The organism is Streptomyces sp. NBC_01451, from assembly GCF_036227485.1.
Lineage (GTDB): Bacteria > Actinomycetota > Actinomycetes > Streptomycetales > Streptomycetaceae > Streptomyces.
The window spans coordinates 2,576,838-2,597,031 of sequence record NZ_CP109479.1 but is presented as its reverse complement, the minus strand read 5'-3'; the positions used below and the strand labels follow the sequence as shown (position 1 = coordinate 2,597,031).

14 protein-coding genes are annotated in these 20,194 nt (G+C 70.7%); 11 read left to right on the top strand and 3 right to left on the bottom strand.

Features of this window, described 5'->3' with window-relative positions; genetic code table 11:
* Positions 1 to 77 precede the first annotated feature (77 nt).
* On the bottom strand, positions 78 to 1,643 hold the full coding sequence (locus OG595_RS10950) for an MFS transporter (protein WP_329270535.1): 1,566 nt from the start codon (positions 1,641 to 1,643) through the stop codon (positions 78 to 80).
* A 96-nt stretch (positions 1,644 to 1,739) separates the two neighbouring features.
* On the opposite strand from OG595_RS10950, the gene OG595_RS10945 reads away from it, so the two are divergent.
* A complete protein-coding gene (locus OG595_RS10945; protein WP_329270533.1) occupies positions 1,740 to 2,336 on the top strand; it encodes a TetR/AcrR family transcriptional regulator in 597 nt (198 codons plus the stop codon).
* On the opposite strand, the gene OG595_RS10940 is transcribed toward OG595_RS10945, so the two are convergent.
* Positions 2,333 to 3,529 (bottom strand): PucR family transcriptional regulator, encoded by a 1,197-nt coding sequence (locus tag OG595_RS10940; protein ID WP_329270530.1) that lies wholly within the window; start codon positions 3,527 to 3,529, stop codon positions 2,333 to 2,335. The two genes, OG595_RS10945 and OG595_RS10940, sit on opposite strands and share 4 nt — an antisense overlap.
* Before the next feature lie 158 nt (positions 3,530 to 3,687).
* On the opposite strand from OG595_RS10940, the gene OG595_RS10935 reads away from it, so the two are divergent.
* From OG595_RS10935 to OG595_RS10925, 3 genes are all read left to right on the top strand, one after another.
* Positions 3,688 to 4,614 (top strand): proline dehydrogenase family protein, encoded by a 927-nt coding sequence (locus OG595_RS10935; RefSeq protein WP_329270527.1) that lies wholly within the window; start codon positions 3,688 to 3,690, stop codon positions 4,612 to 4,614.
* Positions 4,615 to 4,766: 152 nt separating this feature from the next.
* Positions 4,767 to 6,407, top strand: a complete 1,641-nt coding sequence (gene pruA, locus OG595_RS10930; RefSeq protein WP_329270526.1) for an L-glutamate gamma-semialdehyde dehydrogenase — start codon at positions 4,767 to 4,769, stop codon at positions 6,405 to 6,407.
* Positions 6,408 to 6,701: 294 nt separating this feature from the next.
* Positions 6,702 to 6,833: a hypothetical protein gene (locus tag OG595_RS10925; RefSeq protein ID WP_006374903.1), complete on the top strand. Its 132-nt coding sequence runs from the start codon at positions 6,702 to 6,704 to the stop codon at positions 6,831 to 6,833.
* 25 nt (positions 6,834 to 6,858) lie between these two features.
* On the opposite strand, the gene OG595_RS10920 is transcribed toward OG595_RS10925, so the two are convergent.
* Positions 6,859 to 8,424: a purple acid phosphatase family protein gene (locus tag OG595_RS10920; protein ID WP_329270520.1), complete on the bottom strand. Its 1,566-nt coding sequence runs from the start codon at positions 8,422 to 8,424 to the stop codon at positions 6,859 to 6,861.
* Positions 8,425 to 8,577: 153 nt separating this feature from the next.
* On the opposite strand from OG595_RS10920, the gene OG595_RS10915 reads away from it, so the two are divergent.
* The 7 genes from OG595_RS10915 (at position 8,578) to OG595_RS10885 (ending at position 20,187) form a co-directional block, all read left to right on the top strand.
* Positions 8,578 to 9,618 carry a 3-isopropylmalate dehydrogenase gene (locus OG595_RS10915; RefSeq protein ID WP_329270518.1) on the top strand — a complete coding sequence of 347 codons (1,041 nt, stop codon included), beginning with the start codon at positions 8,578 to 8,580 and terminating at the stop codon, positions 9,616 to 9,618.
* Positions 9,619 to 9,889: 271 nt separating this feature from the next.
* Positions 9,890 to 10,978 carry a branched-chain amino acid aminotransferase gene (locus OG595_RS10910; protein ID WP_329270515.1) on the top strand — a complete coding sequence of 363 codons (1,089 nt, stop codon included), beginning with the start codon at positions 9,890 to 9,892 and terminating at the stop codon, positions 10,976 to 10,978.
* Positions 10,979 to 11,151: 173 nt separating this feature from the next.
* Positions 11,152 to 12,228: a hypothetical protein gene (locus OG595_RS10905; protein WP_329270513.1), complete on the top strand. Its 1,077-nt coding sequence runs from the start codon at positions 11,152 to 11,154 to the stop codon at positions 12,226 to 12,228.
* A 15-nt stretch (positions 12,229 to 12,243) separates the two neighbouring features.
* On the top strand, positions 12,244 to 13,569 hold the full coding sequence (locus OG595_RS10900; protein WP_329270511.1) for a KamA family radical SAM protein: 1,326 nt from the start codon (positions 12,244 to 12,246) through the stop codon (positions 13,567 to 13,569).
* Between the two features lie 203 nt (positions 13,570 to 13,772).
* Complete coding sequence (locus tag OG595_RS10895; protein WP_329270509.1) at positions 13,773 to 15,089, top strand: TolB family protein; 1,317 nt, start codon at positions 13,773 to 13,775, stop codon at positions 15,087 to 15,089.
* Between the two features lie 308 nt (positions 15,090 to 15,397).
* Positions 15,398 to 17,002, top strand: coding sequence for a citramalate synthase (cimA, locus tag OG595_RS10890; protein WP_329270507.1), 1,605 nt, complete (start codon positions 15,398 to 15,400; stop codon positions 17,000 to 17,002).
* A 158-nt stretch (positions 17,003 to 17,160) separates the two neighbouring features.
* Positions 17,161 to 20,187, top strand: coding sequence for a glycoside hydrolase family 3 protein (locus OG595_RS10885; RefSeq protein ID WP_329270506.1), 3,027 nt, complete (start codon positions 17,161 to 17,163; stop codon positions 20,185 to 20,187).
* The last annotated feature ends 7 nt before the right edge of the window (positions 20,188 to 20,194 follow it).

Below are 20,194 nucleotides of genomic sequence, written 5' to 3'. Positions count from 1 at the left end.
AGGCCGCAAGTGGTCGTCGGCCAGGTCTGGAACGCGAACGCCGGGTGGACTGGGTAATCCCAGTCCACCCGGCGTTTTCAGTCGCCCTGGACGCAGTAGTCCTCCGCCTCTTCCACGACCGTCTCCCGCACAGTCACCCCACGGAGCGCCCGCGCCGCCAGCACCGCCGCCCCCAGCAACACCACCACCCCCGCGATCGCAGCCGCCTGCATTCCATGGGCGTACGCCTCCCTGGCCGTCGTGATCAGCGCGTCTCCCGTGCGCGCCGGAAGCTGCCGGGCCACTGCCAGTGCGCCGCCCAGGGTCTCCTGGGCCGGGGCGGGTGCCGAGGCCGGGATGCCGTGGCGGTAGACCGCCGTACCGATCGAGCCCAGTACGGCCATGCCGAGCGCGCCGCCGAACTCCGAGCCCGTCTCCAGCAGGGAGGCGGCGGCGCCCGACTTGTCGAGGGGGGCGGTGCTCAGGCCCAGGTCCATCATCTGGGACATCACGGTGACGATGCCGGCGGCGAGGACGCCCGCGCCGGCCAGCACCAGCCACAGCGAGTCCGTGCCGACCAGGGCCAGCAGCCCGTATCCGCAGGCCGCCGTGACGAAGCCGCCGGCGACGACATGGGCGCGCTCCACGCCCCGCTGGACGAGGGCGGCGGCGACGGGGGCCGCGATGCCGACCAGGACCGTCGGCAGCAGGCCCCACAGCGCGGCCTCGACCGAGCTCTTGCCGAGGACCGACTGGAGGTACTGCGTGGTGAAGTACGCCGAGCCCATCATCGCGAACGCCGCGAGCAGGTTCAGGACCACGGCCGGGCCGAAGCCGCGGCCCCGGAACAGCGCGGGGGAGATGAGGGGCGAGGCGGACGTGCGCTGGCGCTGGACGAAGAGGTGGGCGAAGAACAGGCCCACGGTGACGGACAGGACGTACTGCGGGTGCCAGCCCTCCGACGGGATCTCCTTGAGGCCGTAGATCACGGGGAGGACGGCGGCCATCGACAGGGGCACGCCGAGGAGGTCGAAGCGGCCGGGGTCCGGGTTCTTCGACTCGGGGAGCAGGATCGGGCCCAGGACCAGCAGGAGTGCCATCGCGGGCAGGTTGACCAGGAAGACCGAGCCCCACCAGAAGTACTCGACCAGCAGTCCGCTCATCACCGAGCCGAGGGCGATGCCGCCGGTCATCACGCCGGACCACATGCCGATCGCCCTGGCGCGCTGGCCGGGGTCGCGGAACATCGTGCGGACCAGGGCCATCGTCGACGGCATCAGGGTCGCGCCGCCGATGCCGAGGACCGCGCGGGCCGCGATCAGGGTCTCGGCGCTGTTCGCGTAGGCGGCGAGCAGCGAGCCCGCGCCGAATGCGGCGGCGCCGACGAGGAGGAGCCGGCGGCGGCCGATGCGGTCGCCGAGCGAGCCCATCGTCATCAGCAGACCGGCCAGGACGAAGGCGTAGATGTCGAAGATCCACAGCTGCTGGGTGCCGGTCGGCTCCAGGTCCGCGCTGATTGCGGGAACGGCGAAGTAGAGGACGGAGACGTCCATGGAGACCAGCAGCAGCGGCAGCATCAGCACGCCCAGCGCGGTCCATTCGCGGCGGCCGGCACGAGGGCCGGGGGAGGTGGTCGTGCTCGTCGGGTTCGGCGGGTTCGTCATGGCAGGGAATATACGGCCGTATTAAACGACTGTCTAGAACGGTCGTGTAATTCACTTGTCTAGGACGGTCGTATGGACCGTGGGTAGGGTGGTCGCATGGGACATCGCGAGGATCTGCTCGAAGGCGCCAAGCGCTGCCTTCTGGAAAAGGGCTTCGTGCGCACGACCGCGCGCGACATCGTCAAGGAGTCAGGCACCAACCTGGCGTCGATCGGCTACCACTACGGCTCGAAGGACAAGCTCCTCGCGGAGGCGTACGTCTCCCTCGTGGAAGGGCTCTCCGACGACTTCGCCCCCGCCGTGGAGACGGCCGGCGGCACCGGGCCCGGCTCGCTCGACCGGTTCCAGGAGGTCTGGTCGAACATCATCGCCACCATGCGGCAGCCTGGCTCGCTGTGGCGCCTGAGCGTGGAGATCGTGGCCATGGGGGACCAACTGCCGACCGTCCGCGACCACTTGGCGCAGGCCCAGCGCGAGGCGGGGCGCGGCATCATCCCGCTGTTCCTCGGGGGCAAGGAGGAGGACGTGTCGGAGGACGACGTCGACTCCGTCGGCCAGTTCTACAACACCCTGATGACCGGGCTCATCTGCCAGTACGTCTTCGATCCGGCGACGGCGCCGACCGGTGAGCAGCTCACCGAGGGGCTGCGCCGGGTCATCGGGTCGGCTCAGGCCGCCCAGGGGCCGCTCTAGAGCCGGGCCCCCTTCAGCGCCATGTGCAGCAGCAGGCGGTCCTCGCCGTCGTCCAGGTCCAGGCCCGTCAGCTGCTCCACCCGGGACAGGCGGTAGTACAGCGTCTGGCGGTGGATGCCCAGCTCCGCCGCCGTGCGGCCCGCCTGGCCCGCGCGGTCCAGGTAGACCTCCGCGGTGCGGGCCAGTTCCTGGTGGGCGGGGGAGAGCAGGGTGCGTACCGCGGGGTCCTGGGCCGTGTCCGGGGGCAGCGCCGTGAGCAGGCGGTACGGGCCGATCGCGCCCCACTCCGCGACCGGGCCGAGGTGCGGTTCCGCCAGGGCCGCGCGGGCCGCCGCCGAGGCCTCCTGCCAGCCGGTGCCCAGACCGGCCAGGCCGGTGCGCGGGGCGCCGACCCCGGCCGCCACCCGGCCCTGCGTCTCCTTCAGCAGCCGGGCCGCCGCCGAAAGCGCCGGGGCGGGCACCTCCGTCGCGCGCAGCCTGATCAGCAGCGCCAGGCTCTGGGCCGCCGAACCCCACGGCACCGTGCACACCGCCGTCGCGTGCGGCACCGTACGGGCCGACGGGGCGTCTTCCGGATCCGCCGACGGCCACGGCGCCACGCACACCACCGCGTGCGGGCCCTCGCCCCGAGTCCCCAGGGCCGTACGCAGCGCCGCCACCGCCATGTCGCGCTGCCAGCCGCGCTCGGCGGTCAGCACCGTCCGGAACTCGCGGGTCAGGTCGGCGCCCGCCTGCGCGTCGTCCGCGAGCAGCGCGCCGATCCGGTCCGCCACCTCCATGGCCGACGCCAGCTGCTCCGCCTGGGGCCCCGGATCGTCGTCCAGCAGCCAGACGTAACCGAGCACGACACCCCGATGGCGTACGGGGAGACAGATCCGCCCCCGGTAGACCCCCGCCTCCGGGGTGGGCGGGATGCGCACCGGGCCGCTCGCGCGCGTGATGCCGAAGCCCTCGAACCACGCGCGCACCGCCGGCGTCGAGCGGCGGGTCAGGATCGAGCGGGCGCGCACCGGGTCCAGCGCCGACGCGTCCAGTTCGCCCTCGCTGTCGTACGCGCCGAAGGCGAGCAGCTCGAAGTCGCGGTTCTCCAGCGTCGCGGGGGCGCCGAGAAGCTCCGAGATGTCGTCCACCAGGTCCTGGTAGTCGCCGTGGTGGTCGCCGCTCGCCTGGCTCATGGGGGCATTCTTGCGCATTCCGGCACCTCCTTCAGACATCTGTATGAGATCTGGGGCACGGATGCGTGACAGCTGTCGATGGCCCACGCTCGGAGAGATCCCTAGGTTTCACGGTGGTTCTCCGGTTTTCCGGTTTCTCCGGTTCTTCGTCTTCCGGCCTTTTGTGGAGGTGCCCCGTGCTGGGTCCCGTGATTCTCGCCGCCTCGCGCAGCGACCGGATGCGCCGGCTGATCTCGGCCGCCCCGGTGACCAGGCCGGTCGTCGACCGCTTCATCCCCGGCGAGACGGTCGACGACGTCGTCCCGATCGTCCGGGACCTCACCGGCCGGGGACTGGAAGTCACCCTGGACGTGGTCGGCGAGGACATCACCACCCCCGAACAGGCCGCCGCCGCCCGGGACGCCTATCTGGAGCTGGTCGAGCGGCTCGGGGAGCTCGGACTGGGCACCCGCGCCGAGATGTCCGTCAAGCTGTCGCTCTTCGGCCAGGCCCTGCCGGACGGCCATGAGCTGGCCCTCGCCAACATCCGGCCCGTCGTCGAGGCCGCCGCCGCGATCGGCACGACGGTCACGCTCGACGCCGAGGACCACACCACCCTCGACTCGATGTTCGCGATCCACGAGGAACTCCGGAAGGACTTCCCGCAGACCGGCTGCGTCATCCAGGCCTACCTGTACCGCACCGAGGCCGACGCCCACCGCCTCGCCGACAGCGGCAGCCGCGTGCGGCTGGTCAAGGGCGCGTACAAGGAGCCCGCCGAGGTCGCCTACCAGCAGAAGTCCGAGACCGACAAGGCGTACGTCCGCATCCTGAGGATCCTGATGGAGGGCGAGGGGTACCCGATGATCGGGTCCCACGACCCGCGCCTCATCTCCATCGCCCAGGAACTCGCCCGGCGCGCGAGCCGCAAGCCCGACGAGTACGAGTTCCAGATGCTGTACGGGATCAGGAGCGACGAGCATCTGCGCCTCGCCGCGGAAGGGCACCGGATGCGCGTCTACACGGCGTACGGGACGGACTGGTACGGGTACTTCATGCGGAGGCTGGCCGAGAAGCCCGCCAACCTGCGTTTTTTCGCCCGCAGCATGCTCACCCGAGGCTGAGGGATGACAGTCGCTGAAGGATTCGGCCGGGGGTCCGGGGGTTGGCCCCCGGGTGAGCACAGCGGCCGCTCGATCCTCACCAAGGGCTGAGACCAAGGGATTTGGTCCCCGACAACACCCGCTCACTCACCCCCCAAGGAGATTCGGAACCCATGGACGCCGTCACCCAGGTCCCCACCCCCGTCAACGAGCCGGTGCACGGCTACGCCCCCGGGTCGCCCGAGCGGGCCCGCCTGGAGGTCAAGCTCAAGGAGCTGGCCGAGAACCCCGTCGACCTGCCGATGACCATCGGCGGCGTACGGCGCATGGGCGGCGGCGAGCGGTTCGACGTCGTACAGCCGCACCGTCACGAGGCCCGTCTCGGCACCTACGCCAACGCCACCCGGCAGGACGCCCAGGACGCGATCGACGCGGCGCTCGCCGCCGCGCCCGCGTGGCGCGCGATGTCGTTCGACGACCGTGCCGCGATCATCCTGCGTGCCGCCGAACTGCTGGCCGGCCCCTGGCGCGAGACCCTCGCCGCCTCCACCATGCTCGGCCAGTCGAAGACCGCCCAGCAGGCCGAGATCGACTGTCCCTGCGAGCTGGTCGACTTCTGGCGCTTCAACGTCAAGTACGCGCGCGACCTGCTCGCCGAGCAGCCGCCCGCCAACTCCCCGGGCGTCTGGAACCGTCTCGACCACCGCCCTCTCGAAGGCTTCGTCTACGCGATCACGCCCTTCAACTTCACGGCCATCGCCGGCAACCTGCCCACCGCGCCCGCCCTCATGGGCAACGTGGTGGTCTGGAAGCCGTCCCCGACGCAGACCCACTCCGCGGTCCTCCTCATGAGCCTGCTGGAGGAGGCCGGGCTGCCCAAGGGCGTCATCAACCTCGTCACCGGTGACGGCATCGAGGTCTCCGGGGTGGCCCTGGAGCACCGCGATCTGGCCGGCATCCACTTCACCGGATCGACGAAGACCTTCCAGTACCTGTGGAAGACGGTCGGCGCGAACATCGAGAAGTACCGCTCGTACCCGCGTCTCGTCGGCGAGACCGGCGGCAAGGACTTCGTCGTCGCGCACCCGAGCGCCGACCGCGCGGTCCTGAAGACGGCCCTCACCCGTGGTGCCTTCGAGTACCAGGGCCAGAAGTGCAGCGCGACCTCCCGCGCCTACATCCCGGCCTCCATCTGGAACGACGGCTTCCGTGAGGAGTTCGCCGCCGAGGTCGACCATCTGACCATGGGTGACGTGACGGACCTCGGCAACTTCATCGGCGCGGTCATCGACGAGCGCGCCTTCGCCAAGAACAAGGCCGCCATCGACCGCGCGAAGTCCGACCCGACGTGCACGATCGTGGCGGGCGGCACGTACGACGACTCGGTCGGCTACTTCGTCCGGCCGACGGTCGTGGAGTGCACGGACCCGGCCAACCAGGTCTTCACCACCGAGTACTTCGGCCCGTTCCTCGCCGTGTACGTGTACGACGACAGCTCGGCCGACACGTACGACGCGATGCTGACCCAGATGGAGTCCGTGTCCGACTACGCGCTGACCGGCTCGGTCATCTCCGGCGACCGCGCGGCAGCCGCGTACACGATGGAGAAGCTGCGCTACGCGGCCGGCAACTTCTACATCAACGACAAGTCGACCGGCGCGGTCGTCGGCCAGCAGCCGTTCGGCGGGGGGCGCGCCTCCGGCACCAACGACAAGGCGGGCGCCCCGCAGAACCTGATGCGCTGGACCCTGACCCGCTCCATCAAGGAGACCCTGGTCGCCCCGACCGACTACCCGTACCCGCACATGGGCTGACCTCCACCCCTGAGACTCCGGGCCGGGTGGCCGCCGAACCGTTCGGCGGCCACCCGGCCCGCGTGCGACCGGTCCGCCGTCTCAGATAGTAGGAAGTCCGAGTAATTGTGGAGACAGATGCCCGGTCCTCGCCTAGCTTTGTAGAAGCCGAACGTCTCGCTGGACCAAGCGAATGACGGTTGTGAGCCGGTACCCCGTGCAGGCAACCCCTGCGGTACCGCTGCTTCTCCGTCCCACCCGGCGTCTCGAATCTCCCCGCCGTACTCCCGGATTCCTTGAAGGAGTCGATTTCCCATGGCCGAGACGACCGTCCGCCGCCGAGTCCGCCACGTCTCTCCGACGAGCGAATCGGACCGCAAGAACGCCGCCGCAGCCCTCCAGCGCGCCCTCGACCGCCGGGACAACGGCGGCCAGACGGGTCACTGAGGACCGCCGTCGGGCGCGAGGCGCCTCACCCGCGCCGCACCTCGAAGTGGTCGATCCGCTCCCCGCTCTGCGCCAGCGCCGACACCGTGAGCCGGGGAGCCGTGCCCGGTACGCCCGCTCGCGCCTCCACCGAGAGGTACGAGTAGCCGGTGTAGCGCACCCGTGACCACTCCACGGTGTCCTCGTGCCGTTCCCGCGACTTCGTCCAGTGGTAGGTCTCCACCGACTCCCGGTCGGCGACCTTCCCCTCGAAGCTGTCCTTCACCCCGTACGGGAAGCCGTACAGGCTCTGGCCCGCGCCGCCCGCCGTGACGTACACGGTGCCGTCCCGCGTGGGGTCGGTCGACGCGCCGACCGGTACCCGTCGGCCCACCCGGCCGCCCCTGAGGGCGTCCGACCGCTCGTACACATGGTTGTGGCCGTTGATCACCAGATCCACCTGGTGCTTGTCGAAGAGCGGCACCCAGGCGTCCCGTACGCCCCCGTCGGAGCCGTGCGTGGACGTCGAGTACGCGCAGTGGTGGAAGAAGACCACGACGAAGTCGACCGCGTCCGAAGCCCTCAGCTCGGCCAGCCGCCGGTCCAGCCACGCCGTCTGGCGGCCGTCCGTGTGGCCCAGGTTGGCCGGGATCTCGTAGGACACGTCGTTCGCGTCGAGTGCCACGACGCCGACATTGCCGTACGTGAACGAGTAGGCGCCCGGGGTGTTCCGGGCGTCGAAGCCGTTGTCGGGGAGTGACCAGCGGGCCGACTGGCCGCCGTAGCCGTTCGGCGAGTACCACGCCTCCATGTCGTGGTTGCCGGTCGTCACCATCCACGGCACCGACCTCGCGACCGTCTCCGTCTGCTTCAGGAACAGGTCCCAGGCCGTCGGGTCGTAGCTGTCCGACTTCTCGCCGTGGCCGGTGACGTCCGCGTAGCAGATGTCCCCCGCGTGCAGATGGAAGGCCGGGTTCCGGCCGAGGATCCCCTTGTCGTTGGCGAGCGCGTCGGGGGTGACGCCCTGGTCGCCGAAGGCCGTGAAGACGAAGCTCGCGGGGCCGGTCGCCGGGGCTGTGCGGAACGTGCCGAGGGTCCGCCTGTGCGCGCCGGACGCCGGGTCGAACCCCTCGTGGCCGACGCCGTAGCAGTAAGTCGTCCCGGGGCGCAGACCGTCGAGCGCCGCGTGCACGTAGTACTGGTCCAGGTCGAGGCGTACGCCCGTCACGCCCGGCGTGTGCAGCGGGCGGACCTCGGCCTCGACGCGGCGGCCGAGGTCGCCGGGCGTCGGTCCGATGCGCACGTACGGCTTCCGCACCGCGAACGGGACCTGCCAGGAGACCCGCATCTGTGTCTTCGGGTCGGCCCCGAAGGCGAGGTGGCGGCCGAAGGGGGTGACGGCCGAGCCGGGGACCCTGCTGGTCGCGGGGTTCGCCGTGCCCGTGCTCGACGAGCAGCCGGTGAGCAGGCCGCCGGCCAGCGCGCCCGCCGTCACCAGCGCGCGGCGCCGGGTGAACCGCGCCCGCAGGTACTCGTACTGCTCGGCCATGCTCATCCGGCGGGCCTGCAACGGCGGAATGCCGACGTCGGGGGTGTCCGGGGGACTGTCCATGGGAGGGAACCTCCCAGCAATCCCCGACGTCCGCCAGACGTACAGGTGAACGCCGGTCGAAGAGCGGTGGTTGACCGGCGGCCCCCGGTCCGGGTGCTGTCCGTATCGCGGACACGGTGTGTCATCCCATGGGACCCGGAGTACGGTGCCGTCATGTCTCGCAGCATCAATCTCGCAGTGATTCCCGGTGACGGCATCGGCCAGGAGGTCGTGGCCCAGGGGCTGAAGGTGCTCTCCGCCGTCCTTCCGCAGGATGTGAAGCTGGAGACCAAGGAGTTCGACTTCGGCGCCCGGCGCTACCGCGCCACCGGTGAGACCCTCACCGACGCCGACCTGGACGCCCTCAAGCAGCACGACGCCATCCTCCTCGGCGCCATCGGCGACCCGAGCGTGCCCTCCGGCGTCCTGGAGCGCGGCTTCCTGCTGAAGCTCCGCTTCGCCTTCGACCACCACGTCAACCTGCGTCCGTCGAGGCTGCTCCCCGGGGTCGCCACCCCGCTGGCCGGGCAGCCCGAGATCGACTTCGTGGTCGTCCGCGAGGGCACCGAGGGCCCGTACACCGGCAACGGCGGCACCATCCGCCAGGGCACCCCGCACGCGGTCGCCACCGAGGTGTCGCTGAACACCGCCTTCGGCATCGAGCGGGTCGTCCGCGACGCCTACGCCCGCGCCCAGGCCCGCCCCCGCAAGAAGCTGGCGCTCGTCCACAAGAACAACGTGCTCGTGCACGCCGGTCACCTGTGGACGGACATCTTCAACAAGGTGGGCGAGGAGTTCCCCGACGTCACCACCGAGTACATGCACGTGGACGCGGCGACGATCTACCTCGTCACGCAGCCCGAGCGCTTCGACGTGATCGTCACCGACAACCTCTTCGGCGACATCATCACCGACCTCGCCGCGGCCGTCTCCGGCGGCATCGGCGTCGCCGCGAGCGGGAACATCAACCCGTCCGGCGAGTACCCCTCGATGTTCGAGCCCGTGCACGGCTCGGCCCCGGACATCGCCGGTCAGGGCAAGGCCGACCCCAGCGCCACCGTCCTGTCCGTCGCCCTCCTGCTGCGCCACCTCGGCTACGAGTCCGAGGCCGCCCGCATCGAGGAAGCCGTCACCGCCGACCTCGCGGAACGCGGCACCACGGCCCGCACGACCGACGAGATCGGCGACGCCCTCGCCGTACGAGTAGCCGGCTGACCCGCGGCGCTCACTCGATCTCCCGAAGATCTTTCGAAGCCGCCGGGTCGCATACGCACCCGGCGGCTTCTCTTATGTCCCCGCCGGGTGTCACCATCATCCCCTGGGTCGCATTCACGCCCTTTTCGTCCATGGCCCCGCCCGCGTGATAATCGAACGCGGAGCCGTGGACCGAGGGAATGCTCGGACGTCCTAACACTGACCGCCAGCCATGTGGTCACGGGCGTGGGCGCGGCCCGTCACACACAAAACCGGTGAAGGACACCCACTCATGACGACGCCCACGATCGAGCTCAAGCCCTCGGCCTCGCCACTTTCCGGCGCGGAGCGCGAGGCGATCCTGGCCAGCCCCGGCTTCGGCCGCCACTTCACCGACCACATGGTGACGATCAAGTGGACCGAGGGGCGCGGCTGGCACGACGGCCAGCTCGTCCCGTACGGCCCGCTCTCCATCGACCCCGCGAACATGACCCTGCACTACGCGCAGGAGATCTTCGAGGGACTCAAGGCCTACCGTCGGCCCGACGGCTCCGTCGCCACCTTCCGGCCGGAGAAGAACGCCCTGCGCTTCCAGCACTCCGCGCGCCGCCTCGCCATGCCCGAGCTGCCCGTCGAGACGTTCATCGACGCCATCGACGCGCTGGTGCGGCAGGACCGGGACTGGGTGCCCGCGCACGGCGGCGAGGAGTCCCTCTACCTGCGCCCCTTCATGATCGCCACGGAGATCGGCCTCGGCGTCAAGCCGGCCAACGAGTACCTGTTCCTGGTGATCGCGTCCCCCGCCGGCGCCTACTTCCCCGGTGGCGTCAAGCCCGTCTCCATCTGGCTCTCCGAGGACCGCGTCCGCGCCGTCCCCGGCGGCATGGGCGACGCCAAGACCGGCGGCAACTACGCGGCCTCCCTCCTCGCCCAGGCCGAGGCCGCCGAGCACGGCTGCGCCCAGGTCTGCTACCTCGACGCCGTCGAGCACAAGTGGATCGAGGAACTCGGCGGCATGAACCTGTACTTCGTGTACGGGGACCGCATCGTCACCCCCTCCCTCACCGGCTCCATCCTGGAGGGCGTCACCCGTGACTCCCTCCTCACCGTCGCCCGCGACCTCGGCTACACCGCCGAGGAGGGCCGCATCTCCATCGACGACTGGCAGCGCGACGCCGAGAACGGCACCCTGACCGAGGTCTTCGCCTGCGGTACGGCGGCCGTCATCACCCCCGTCGGCACGGTCAAGCGCACCGGCGTCGAGTGGCAGCAGAGCGGTGGCGAGCCCGGCAAGGTCACACTGCGGCTGCGCGAGGCACTGCTCGACATCCAGCGCGGCACGGCGGAGGACACGCACGGCTGGATGCACGTTCTCGGCTGAGGGCTCGGCAGGGCGGGCGGTTCTTCGGCGGCGGGCCGGTGGGGGCTGCTCGCGCCCCGCGGCGGAGCCGCAGATCGATACAGCCCGCACCCCTTTGGCGCGCGATCTCACACCCGGCATAACGCCTTCCCCCGGTGGGTATCCACTCATTCCACCGGGGGGAAGGGGAACGTATGACCGCACGGCCACCGCGCCGCTCGCGTCTGCGCGGTCTCCTGCGTGAACTGCGCAAACCCCGGCGCCCGCAGAGCCTCTCCGTCCTCGTCCTGCTGGCCGCCCTGGCCGGATTCCTGCTCTGGGACAGCTCGGGCATGGACAACTACGGCCAGAACCTCGCCCTCAACCTCGGCACCGACATCCTCGGAGTCGCGGTCACCGTCTTCGTGATCGGTCCGCTGATCAGCCGCGCCCAGGAAGGACGGGTCCGCGAGCACACCCGGCTCGACTACGAGTGGTTCAGCGCCCAGGTGCACGGCTCGAACTCCAACGTGAAGATCCTCGACACCTTCTCCAACGTCTTCGGTCCCCAGTTCTCCGAGCGCCTCTTCCGCGGCATCCGCTCCGCCACGGCGCACGGCGCCCGCGTACAGATCCTGCTCCTCGACCCCGACTCCCTCGCCGTCATCCTGCGCGGCCAGGAACTGGGTGAACGGCACGCCGACATCCGCCGGGACATCCTGCGCAACCTCCGTACCCTCCAGTCCTTCCGGGACCGCCTCGACGCCCACGCCCGCACCCTGCTCGACGTACGGCTGTGCTCTACCTCGCCCGGTGTGACCCTCTACCGCTGGGACGGCCGCTCCCTCGTCTCCTTCCTCACCGTCGGCCGCCTCTCCGGCGAGGGCGTCCAGCTGGAGGTCGCCGTCCGCTCGCCGTTGGGCGCGTTCGTCGAGCAGCGGTTCGACGAACTGTGGCAGCAGAGCAAACCCATGGACCGCTTCACCCACATGCCGGTCACCCTGGTCGACGAGGCCGCCACCCGGCGGGAGTTCACCTGCCGGTTCGTGACCGTCGACGAACGGTGGTACGTCGCCGGACACGACCTCGTGTCCTACCTGGCGCGCCACCGCCTCGACCAGCTCTCCGCGTACAGCGCCGCCCTGGGGACACCCTCGGCCGCGTACGAGGTGCTCGTGGTCGACGACGAGACCGAGCTGCACACGCAGCTCACCGCGCACTACGCGGAGAAGTACGATGCACCGGCGGCGGCCTTCGTCTGGCTGCGACCGCCGGCCCTGGTCACGGAATAGAGGCCCCAGCACAGCATGAGCTCAGCGCACGACCTGGCCCCGCGCGGCGGCCCGAGATTCCGCGCCCTCACTCCTCGTGACCTGGACGGCCTGCTCCGGCGCGCCGGCTGCTTCTCGCCCGCCGACCGGACGGCGCTGCGCGCCGTCGCGACGGTGCTGCCCTTCCGTACGAACTCCTATGTCGTCGACGAGTTGATCGACTGGTCCGCCGTACCGGACGGCGACCCGGTCTTCCGGCTCACCTTCCCGCAGACGGGAATGCTCCCCGCGCCCGACGTGCGGGAGATCGCGGACCTGCTGGCCGCCGGAGCCCCGGCCCGCGAACTCCAGCGCGCCGCCCACGAGATCCGGATGCGCCTCAACCCGCACCCCTCCGGCCAGCTGGACGCCAACGTGCCCGTGCACGAGGGTGTCCGGCTGCCCGGCCTCCAGCACAAGTACCCCGAGACGGTGCTCGTCTTCCCGCGCCAGGGCCAGACCTGCCACGCCTACTGCACGTACTGCTTCCGCTGGCCCCAGTTCGTCGGCGAGTCCGAACTCCGCATCGCCACCGACGACATCGCCACCACCACGGCCTACCTCCGCGCCCACCCGGAGGTCAGCAGCGCGCTCATCACCGGCGGCGACCCGCTGGTGATGAGCACGGAGGTACTGAGCCGGTACGTCGACCCGCTGCTGGAGATCGATCACCTCCGCTCGATCCGCGTCGGCACCAAGTCGCTCGCCTTCTGGCCCTACCGCTTCACCACCGACCGGGACGCCGACGACCTGCTGCGGCTGTTCGAGAAGGTCGTGGCGAGCGGTCGCCACCTCGCCCTGATGGCCCACTTCACCCACCCGCAGGAACTGCGCCCGGCCGTGGTACGGGAGGCGATGCGGCGGGTGCGCGACACGGGCGCGGTGATCCGCTGCCAGGGGCCACTGGTGGCCGGGATCAACGACAGCGCCGACGCCTGGGCCGAGCTGTGGGAGGAGACGACGACGCTGGGCGCGGTGCCCTACTACCAGTTCGTGGAACGGGACACCGGCCCGCAGGGCTACTTCGGGGTCCCGCTGGTCCGCGCCCACCGGATCTTCCGGGACGCCCACGCCCGGGTCTCCGGCCTCGCCCGTACCGTGCGCGGCCCGGTGATGTCGGCGATGCCCGGCAAGGTGAGCGTGGACGGGGTCGCGGAGGTGGCCGGGGAGAAGGTCTTCGTGCTGCACCTGATCCAGGCCCGCGATCCCGCTCTGGTCGACCGCCCGTTCTTCGCCGCGTACGACGAGGACGCGACCTGGTTCACCGACCTCAAACCGGCGTTCGGGGCGGGGGAGTTCCTGCCCGGGCTGGAGGCGGGGTGAGGCGCCCCGACGCCGTCCGGAGCCCGCAGGTTCCCGGGGCCGACGAGGACCACACAGACGCGTGAACCCTCGTCCAGGTTGTACGCAATAAGACCGATTGACCCCTACCGTGAAGGTGCGTTTGCATCGCAGTGAGCCCTCGGCACGGGGCCGGGGGAGCAGTGCGCAGGGGGACATGCGCACCGGGGGAAACGGGGAAACACATGACCAGCAGAGCCATGCGGTTCGTGCGGGCGACGACCATCGCCGCGCTCGCCGCCGGCACACTCGCACTTCCCGGGAACGCGGCCACGGCGTCGTCGGCGCCCGGGAAGGCACCGCGACCGGGCGTCACCGAGCGGGTCACCGTGTCGGCCGCGGGCGCGCAGTCCGACGGCGACTCGGGCGGGCCGACTCTCAGCGCCGACGGCCGCTTCGCCGCGTTCACCACCTACGGCACGACCATCGTGCCGGGCGACACCAACGGGGACGCGGACGCGTTCGTGCGCGACCTGCGCACCGGAAAGGTGACCCGCGTCAGCGTCGCCCCGGACGGCACCCAGTCCGAGGGCGGCGACACGCACAGCGCGACCATCAGCGGCAACGGCCGGTACGTCGCCCTCTCCTCCGACGCGACGAACCTCGTCGACTGGGGCGGAAGGCCGCCGAGCGGCTACTCCCACACGGACGTCTACGTCCACGACCGCCGCACCGGCCGCACCGAACGGGTGAGCACGACACCCGACGGCGGGACCGCCAACGCGTACGGCAGCCTCGGCATCTCCGACGACGGCCGGTACGTCGCCTTCAACGCGCCGGTCGCCCGCATGGAAGGCGGGACGAGCTACCAGCTCGCCGCGTACGTCACGGACCGCCGCACCGGCAAGGTCACCCGGATCAGCCACGACCATCCGGAGTGGTCGGTCTCCAGCACCGGGATCAGCGGCAACGGCCGCTACGTCCAGTACGTCATCCGCCACCCGCGCGGCGGGCGGAGCGAGTTGATGGTCTTCGACCGCCGGACCGGCAAGGAGGAGCAGGCCAACGTCGACAGCGCCGGCACGCCGTCCCAGGCAGACGCGGGCGTCGTCGGCGGGTCGCTCTCGGACGACGGCCGGTACATCGCCTTCAGTTCCCTCACCGACCTGGTGGGCGACCCGACTCCGAACGGCTTCCACCTCTTCGTACGCGACCTGCGCACGGACGTCACCCGCCGCGTCCGCCACGAGGGCCCGGGGGAGCGGAGCCTGAGCGGCAACGTCCTCAGCGGCGACGGACGGTACCTGGCGTACAACTTCCCGGTGCGGACGCCGGGCGGTGATCACGTCGACAACGTCTACCTGCACGACCTGCGCACCGGAGCCACCCGGCTCGTCAGCAGGACGATCACGGGAGGCATCGCGACGGAGCCGGAGGGCTACAGCGCGCCCTCGTCGCTCAGCGGCGACGGGCGGACCGTGGGCTTCCTGTCGTCCGCGACCGACATCGTCCGGGGAGACACCAACGGTCACTCGGACGGGTTCGTGCGCCGTATGCGCTGAGCATCCCGGGTTCGCATACTGAGACACCCATGAGCGCGGGGGCGGTGCTGTGCCAGACTGCCCCCGTGCTCTCGTTCGCCACGATTATTGGCAGCAGGCGCGCCGGTCCGCAGTGACCGCCACGTACTACCAGGTACGGGCGGCCCCTTCGTCCTCGACCCGCGCGCAGACCTCTCGCACCCGCGAGGGGTTTTTCGCTTTTCTGGCCCACCTTCAGCCGGAGAAGGAGCGCGAGGGATCATTGAGGGACGGTGGAGCCGGTCATTCCGGTACAGACCGAGATCGACATCCTCAGGAGCCTTGAGATCATGACGGAACCCAGCGGACCCGACGACTCGTTCCACGTCTTCGACACCACCCTGCGCGACGGCGCCCAGCGCGAGGGCATCAACCTCACCGTCGCCGACAAGCTGGCCATCGCACGGCACCTGGACGACTTCGGCGTCGGCTTCATCGAGGGCGGCTGGCCGGGCGCCAACCCGCGCGACACCGAGTTCTTCGCCCGCGCCCAGCGGGAGATCGACTTCAAGCACGCCCAGCTGGTGGCCTTCGGCGCCACCCGCCGGGCCGGCGGCAAGGCGAGCCAGGACCCGCAGGTCAAGGCGCTGCTGGACTCCGGCGCGCCCGTCATCACCCTGGTCGCCAAGTCCCACGACCGGCACGTGGAGCTGGCGCTGCGCACGACGCTCGACGAGAACCTGGAGATGGTCCGGGACACCGTCGCCCACCTCCGCTCCCAGGGCCGCCGTGTCTTCGTCGACTGCGAGCACTTCTTCGACGGCTACCGCGCGAACCCCGAGTACGCGAAGGCCGTCGTCCGGGCGGCGTCCGAGGCCGGCGCCGATGTCGTCATCCTCTGCGACACCAACGGCGGCATGCTCCCGGCCCAGGTCCAGGCGGTCGTCGCCACGGTCCTCGCCGACACCGGCGCCCGCCTCGGCATGCACGCCCAGGACGACACGGGCTGCGCGGTCGCCAACACCCTCGCCGCCGTCGACGCGGGCGCGACCCACGTCCAGTGCACGGCGAACGGCTACGGCGAGCGCGTCGGCAACGCCAACCTGTTCCCGGTGGTCGCGGCCCTGGAGCTGAAGTACGGCAAGAAGGTCCTGCCCGACGGCGCGCTGCGCGAGATGACCCGTATCTCCCACGCCATCGCCGAGGTCGTCAACCTGACGCCGTCCACGCATCAGCCGTACGTGGGAGTCTCGGCCTTCGCCCACAAGGCGGGACTGCACGCCTCGGCCATCAAGGTGGACCCCGACCTCTACCAGCACATCGACCCCGAACAGGTCGGCAACACCATGCGGATGCTGGTCTCCGACATGGCGGGCCGTGCCTCGATCGAGCTCAAGGGCAAGGAGCTCGGCGTCGACCTCGGAGACGACCGCGAGCTCGTCGCCCGGGTCGTCGAGCGCGTGAAGGAGCGCGAGCTCCAGGGCTACACGTTCGAGGCGGCCGACGCGTCCTTCGAGCTGCTGCTGCGCGCGGAGGCCGAGGGCAGGGCCCGTACGTACTTCGAGGTCGAGTCCTGGCGCGCGATCGTCGAGGACCGCCCCGACGGCAGCCACGCCAACGAGGCCACGGTCAAGATCTTCGCGAAGGGCGAGCGCATCGTCGCGACGGCGGAGGGCAACGGCCCGGTGAACGCCCTCGACCGCGCCCTGAAGGTGGCCCTGGAGAAGATCTACCCGCCGCTCGCCAAGCTGGAGCTGGTCGACTACAAGGTCCGCATCCTGGAGGGCAAGCACGGCACGCAGTCCACGACCCGCGTCCTCATCTCCACCTCGGACGGCAAGGGCGAGTGGTCGACGGTGGGCGTCGCCGACAACGTGATCGCCGCGTCCTGGGAGGCGCTGGCGGACGCCTACACGTACGGGCTGCTGCGGGCGGGCGTGGAGCCCGCGAAGTAGGGAGACCCGATCCGGGCAAAGTGGCGCGCGGCCTGTTCGGCACCTTGACGGCTCACAGGGGCACTTGTTGACTCACGGCGTGTTCCCGGCCGTGAGTGCACACGAGGTGTTCAAGTGGACTCAAGGCCTCAAGGACTCCTAGAGCCGAGGGAAGGTCCATGCGACGAACCGCCCTGCTCGTCTGCGCCACTCTGCTGACCGGGCTGCTGCCCCTGGCCGCCGCGGGCACGGCGGCCGGGGCGGACGACCCCGCCCCCGTCCCGGTGGACCGCTTCGAGGGCGAGGTCCCCTTCGCCTCCCCGCCCGCCGGAGGCATCTTCACCTGGGGCGGCGACGCCGACGACCCGCCCCGGCTCGCCCTCACCGAACGGGCGGACGCCCCCGAGGGCACCAGGGTCCTCACCGGCACCTACGACATCAGCGGCTACGGCGGCTTCACCCACGACTTCGCCTTTGCCGAGCCCGCCCACGACTGGTCGGCGAGCAAGGGTGTCCGCTTCTGGTGGGAGGGCCGCGACAACGGCGGGAAGGTCAGTTTCGAGCTGAAGGACGGTGGCGCCAACGGCGAGGCCTCCGAACTCTGGACGACCTCCTTCACCGACGACTTCACCGGCTGGAAGCGGATCGAGATCCCCTTCACCGACTTCGTGTACCGCACGGACTACCAGCCGGTCGGCGGTATCGACCAGATCCTCGGCCTCACCGAGACCTGGGGGTACGCCCTCACGCTCCCCGTCGGGATCAGCGACCGGTTCGCCATGGACGGCGTCGAGCTCTACGGCAGGGCGGACCAGTCGCTGCGCGCGTCCGTCACCACCGACTCCGCCGTGTACCCGGTGAAGGAGGGCGGCACGGCGACGGTCGGCGTCACCCTCGGCACGACCGGTTCGGCCCCGCTCACCGACCCCGTGACGGTCACGTACGAGACGACGACGGGCGGTACGGCGTCGGACGGCGCCGACTACACGCCCGTCCGCGGCGAGTTCACCTTCCCCGCGGGCACCGCCTCCGGCACCTCCCGCACGATCCAGGTCCCCACCCGCAGGGACCGGGCGGCGGAACCGGCGGAGACGATCCCCCTCAAGCTCACGGTCACCGGAGCCAGGGCCCCGGCCGAGACCCCGCAGATCGTCATCGACGCGCACGGACTCCCGTATCTGAACAGCAAGTTGCCCGTGAAGCAGCGGGTCGCCGACCTGCTCTCCCGGATGTCCCTCGCGGAGAAGGCCGGCCAGATGACCCAGGCCGAGCGCGGCGCGGTAGCGGCGACGCCCGGTGACATCGCCGCCTACGACCTCGGCTCGCTGCTCTCGGGCGGCGGCTCGACACCCACGCCCAACACCCCGGCGGCCTGGGCGAAGATGATCGACGGCTTCCAACTCCGGTCGCAGGCAACGCGGTTCCAGATCCCGCTGATCTACGGGGTGGACGCGGTGCACGGCCACAACAACCTCACCGGCGCCACGATCCTGCCGCACAACATCGGCATCGGGGCCGCCCGCGATCCCCAACTCGCCTACGGGGCAGGGAAGGTGACGGCGGCAGAGGTCCGCGCCACGGGCATCCCCTGGGACTTCGCGCCCTGCCTCTGCGTGGCCCGTGACGAACGCTGGGGGCGGACGTACGAGTCGTTCGGCGAGGACCCGGCGCTCGTCGAGTCGATGGAGACGGTGATCCAGGGCCTCCAAGGGCGCGCGAACGGCACGCAGTTGAAGGACAACGACAAGGTCCTGGCCACCGCCAAGCACTTCGTGGGCGACGGCGGAACGACATACGGCTCCTCCACCACAGGCTCGTACACCATCGACCAGGGCGTCACCGAAGTCACCCGGCAGCAACTGGAGACGGTCCACCTGGCGCCGTACCAGGACGCCGTCGACCGGGGCGTCGGCTCGGTCATGCCGTCCTACTCCTCCCTCGACATCGCGGGGGACGGTCAGGGCCCGGTGAAGATGCACGCCCGCGCCGACATGATCAACGGCGTGCTGAAGGGCCGTATGGGCTTCGACGGCTTCGTCATCAGCGACTGGCAGGCCATCGACCAGATCCCCGGCGACTACGCCTCCGACGTCCGGACGTCCGTCAACGCGGGCCTCGACATGATCATGGTTCCGTACGCCTACAAGGACTTCCGCACCACCCTCGTGGGCGAGGTGAACGCCGGCCGGATCAACGGCAAGCGGATCGACGACGCCGTCTCCCGCATCCTCACCCAGAAGTTCAGGCTCGGCCTCTTCGAGCGCCCGTACGCCGACACGAGCGGCGCGGCGGACATCGGATCGGCCGAACACCGCCAGGTGGCAAGGGAGTTGGCGGCGAAGTCGCAGGTGCTGCTGAAGAACTCGCAGGGCCTGCTGCCGCTGAGGAAGTCCCAGAAGGTGTACGTCGCCGGGTCCAACGCCGACGACATCGGCAACCAGACCGGCGGCTGGACGGTCACCTGGCAGGGCTCCTCCGGGAACATCACCCAGGGCACGACGATCCTGGAGGGCATGCGCGGCGCGGGCGGCGACATCACCTACTCCAAGGACGCCTCCGCCCCGACAGCCGGATACGACGTGGGCGTCGTGGTCGTCGGCGAGACCCCCTACGCCGAGGGCATCGGCGACGTCGGCAACGGCAACGACCTGGAGCTGAGCGACGCCGACAAGGCGGCGGTCGACCGGGTGTGCGCGGCGATGAGGTGCGCGGTGCTGGTCGTCGCCGGGCGCCCCCAGCTCATCGGCGACCGGCTCGGTGACATCGACGCCCTGGTCGCCTCCTGGCTGCCGGGCACCGAGGGCGACGGCGTCGCCGACGTGCTCTACGGCAGGCGGGCGTTCACCGGCCAACTCCCGCTCACCTGGCCGAAGTTGGAGGCCCAGCTACCGATCAACGTGGGCGACGCGACGTACGATCCGCAGTTCCCGTACGGCTGGGGACTCACGACGAGGACCAAGGTCGTGGAAGGTGGCGAGAAGACCCTGAAGTCGCTGACGGTCGCGGCGGGCGTGGCCGAGCGGGCGCACGACGGGAGGACGGGACGCACTCTCGTCACCCAGGCGCGGCTGATCGTGCAGCAGAAGATCGGACAGGACATCACGCCGACCGTCGCCAAGCCCTTCGCGGACGCCGACCATCTGCTGCTGACCGGGCGCTACGGCGCGGCCGTGGAGAAGCTGAGGGCCGCGTACCGGGCGGCCTGAGCGATGC

Bases quoted from the DNA above. Each gene is read 5' to 3' on its own strand.
- OG595_RS10950 (WP_329270535.1), bottom strand. From the start codon at position 1,643: ATGACGAACCCGCCGAACCCGACGAGCACGACCACCTCCCCCGGCCCT.
- OG595_RS10945 (WP_329270533.1), top strand. From the start codon at position 1,740: ATGGGACATCGCGAGGATCTGCTCGAAGGCGCCAAGCGCTGCCTTCTG.
- OG595_RS10940 (WP_329270530.1), bottom strand. From the start codon at position 3,529: ATGCGCAAGAATGCCCCCATGAGCCAGGCGAGCGGCGACCACCACGGC.
- pruA (WP_329270526.1), top strand. From the start codon at position 4,767: ATGGACGCCGTCACCCAGGTCCCCACCCCCGTCAACGAGCCGGTGCAC.
- OG595_RS10925 (WP_006374903.1), top strand. From the start codon at position 6,702: ATGGCCGAGACGACCGTCCGCCGCCGAGTCCGCCACGTCTCTCCGACG.
- OG595_RS10920 (WP_329270520.1), bottom strand. From the start codon at position 8,424: ATGGACAGTCCCCCGGACACCCCCGACGTCGGCATTCCGCCGTTGCAG.
- OG595_RS10915 (WP_329270518.1), top strand. From the start codon at position 8,578: ATGTCTCGCAGCATCAATCTCGCAGTGATTCCCGGTGACGGCATCGGC.
- OG595_RS10910 (WP_329270515.1), top strand. From the start codon at position 9,890: ATGACGACGCCCACGATCGAGCTCAAGCCCTCGGCCTCGCCACTTTCC.
- OG595_RS10905 (WP_329270513.1), top strand. From the start codon at position 11,152: ATGACCGCACGGCCACCGCGCCGCTCGCGTCTGCGCGGTCTCCTGCGT.
- OG595_RS10900 (WP_329270511.1), top strand. From the start codon at position 12,244: ATGAGCTCAGCGCACGACCTGGCCCCGCGCGGCGGCCCGAGATTCCGC.
- OG595_RS10895 (WP_329270509.1), top strand. From the start codon at position 13,773: ATGACCAGCAGAGCCATGCGGTTCGTGCGGGCGACGACCATCGCCGCG.
- cimA (WP_329270507.1), top strand. From the start codon at position 15,398: ATGACGGAACCCAGCGGACCCGACGACTCGTTCCACGTCTTCGACACC.
- OG595_RS10885 (WP_329270506.1), top strand. From the start codon at position 17,161: ATGCGACGAACCGCCCTGCTCGTCTGCGCCACTCTGCTGACCGGGCTG.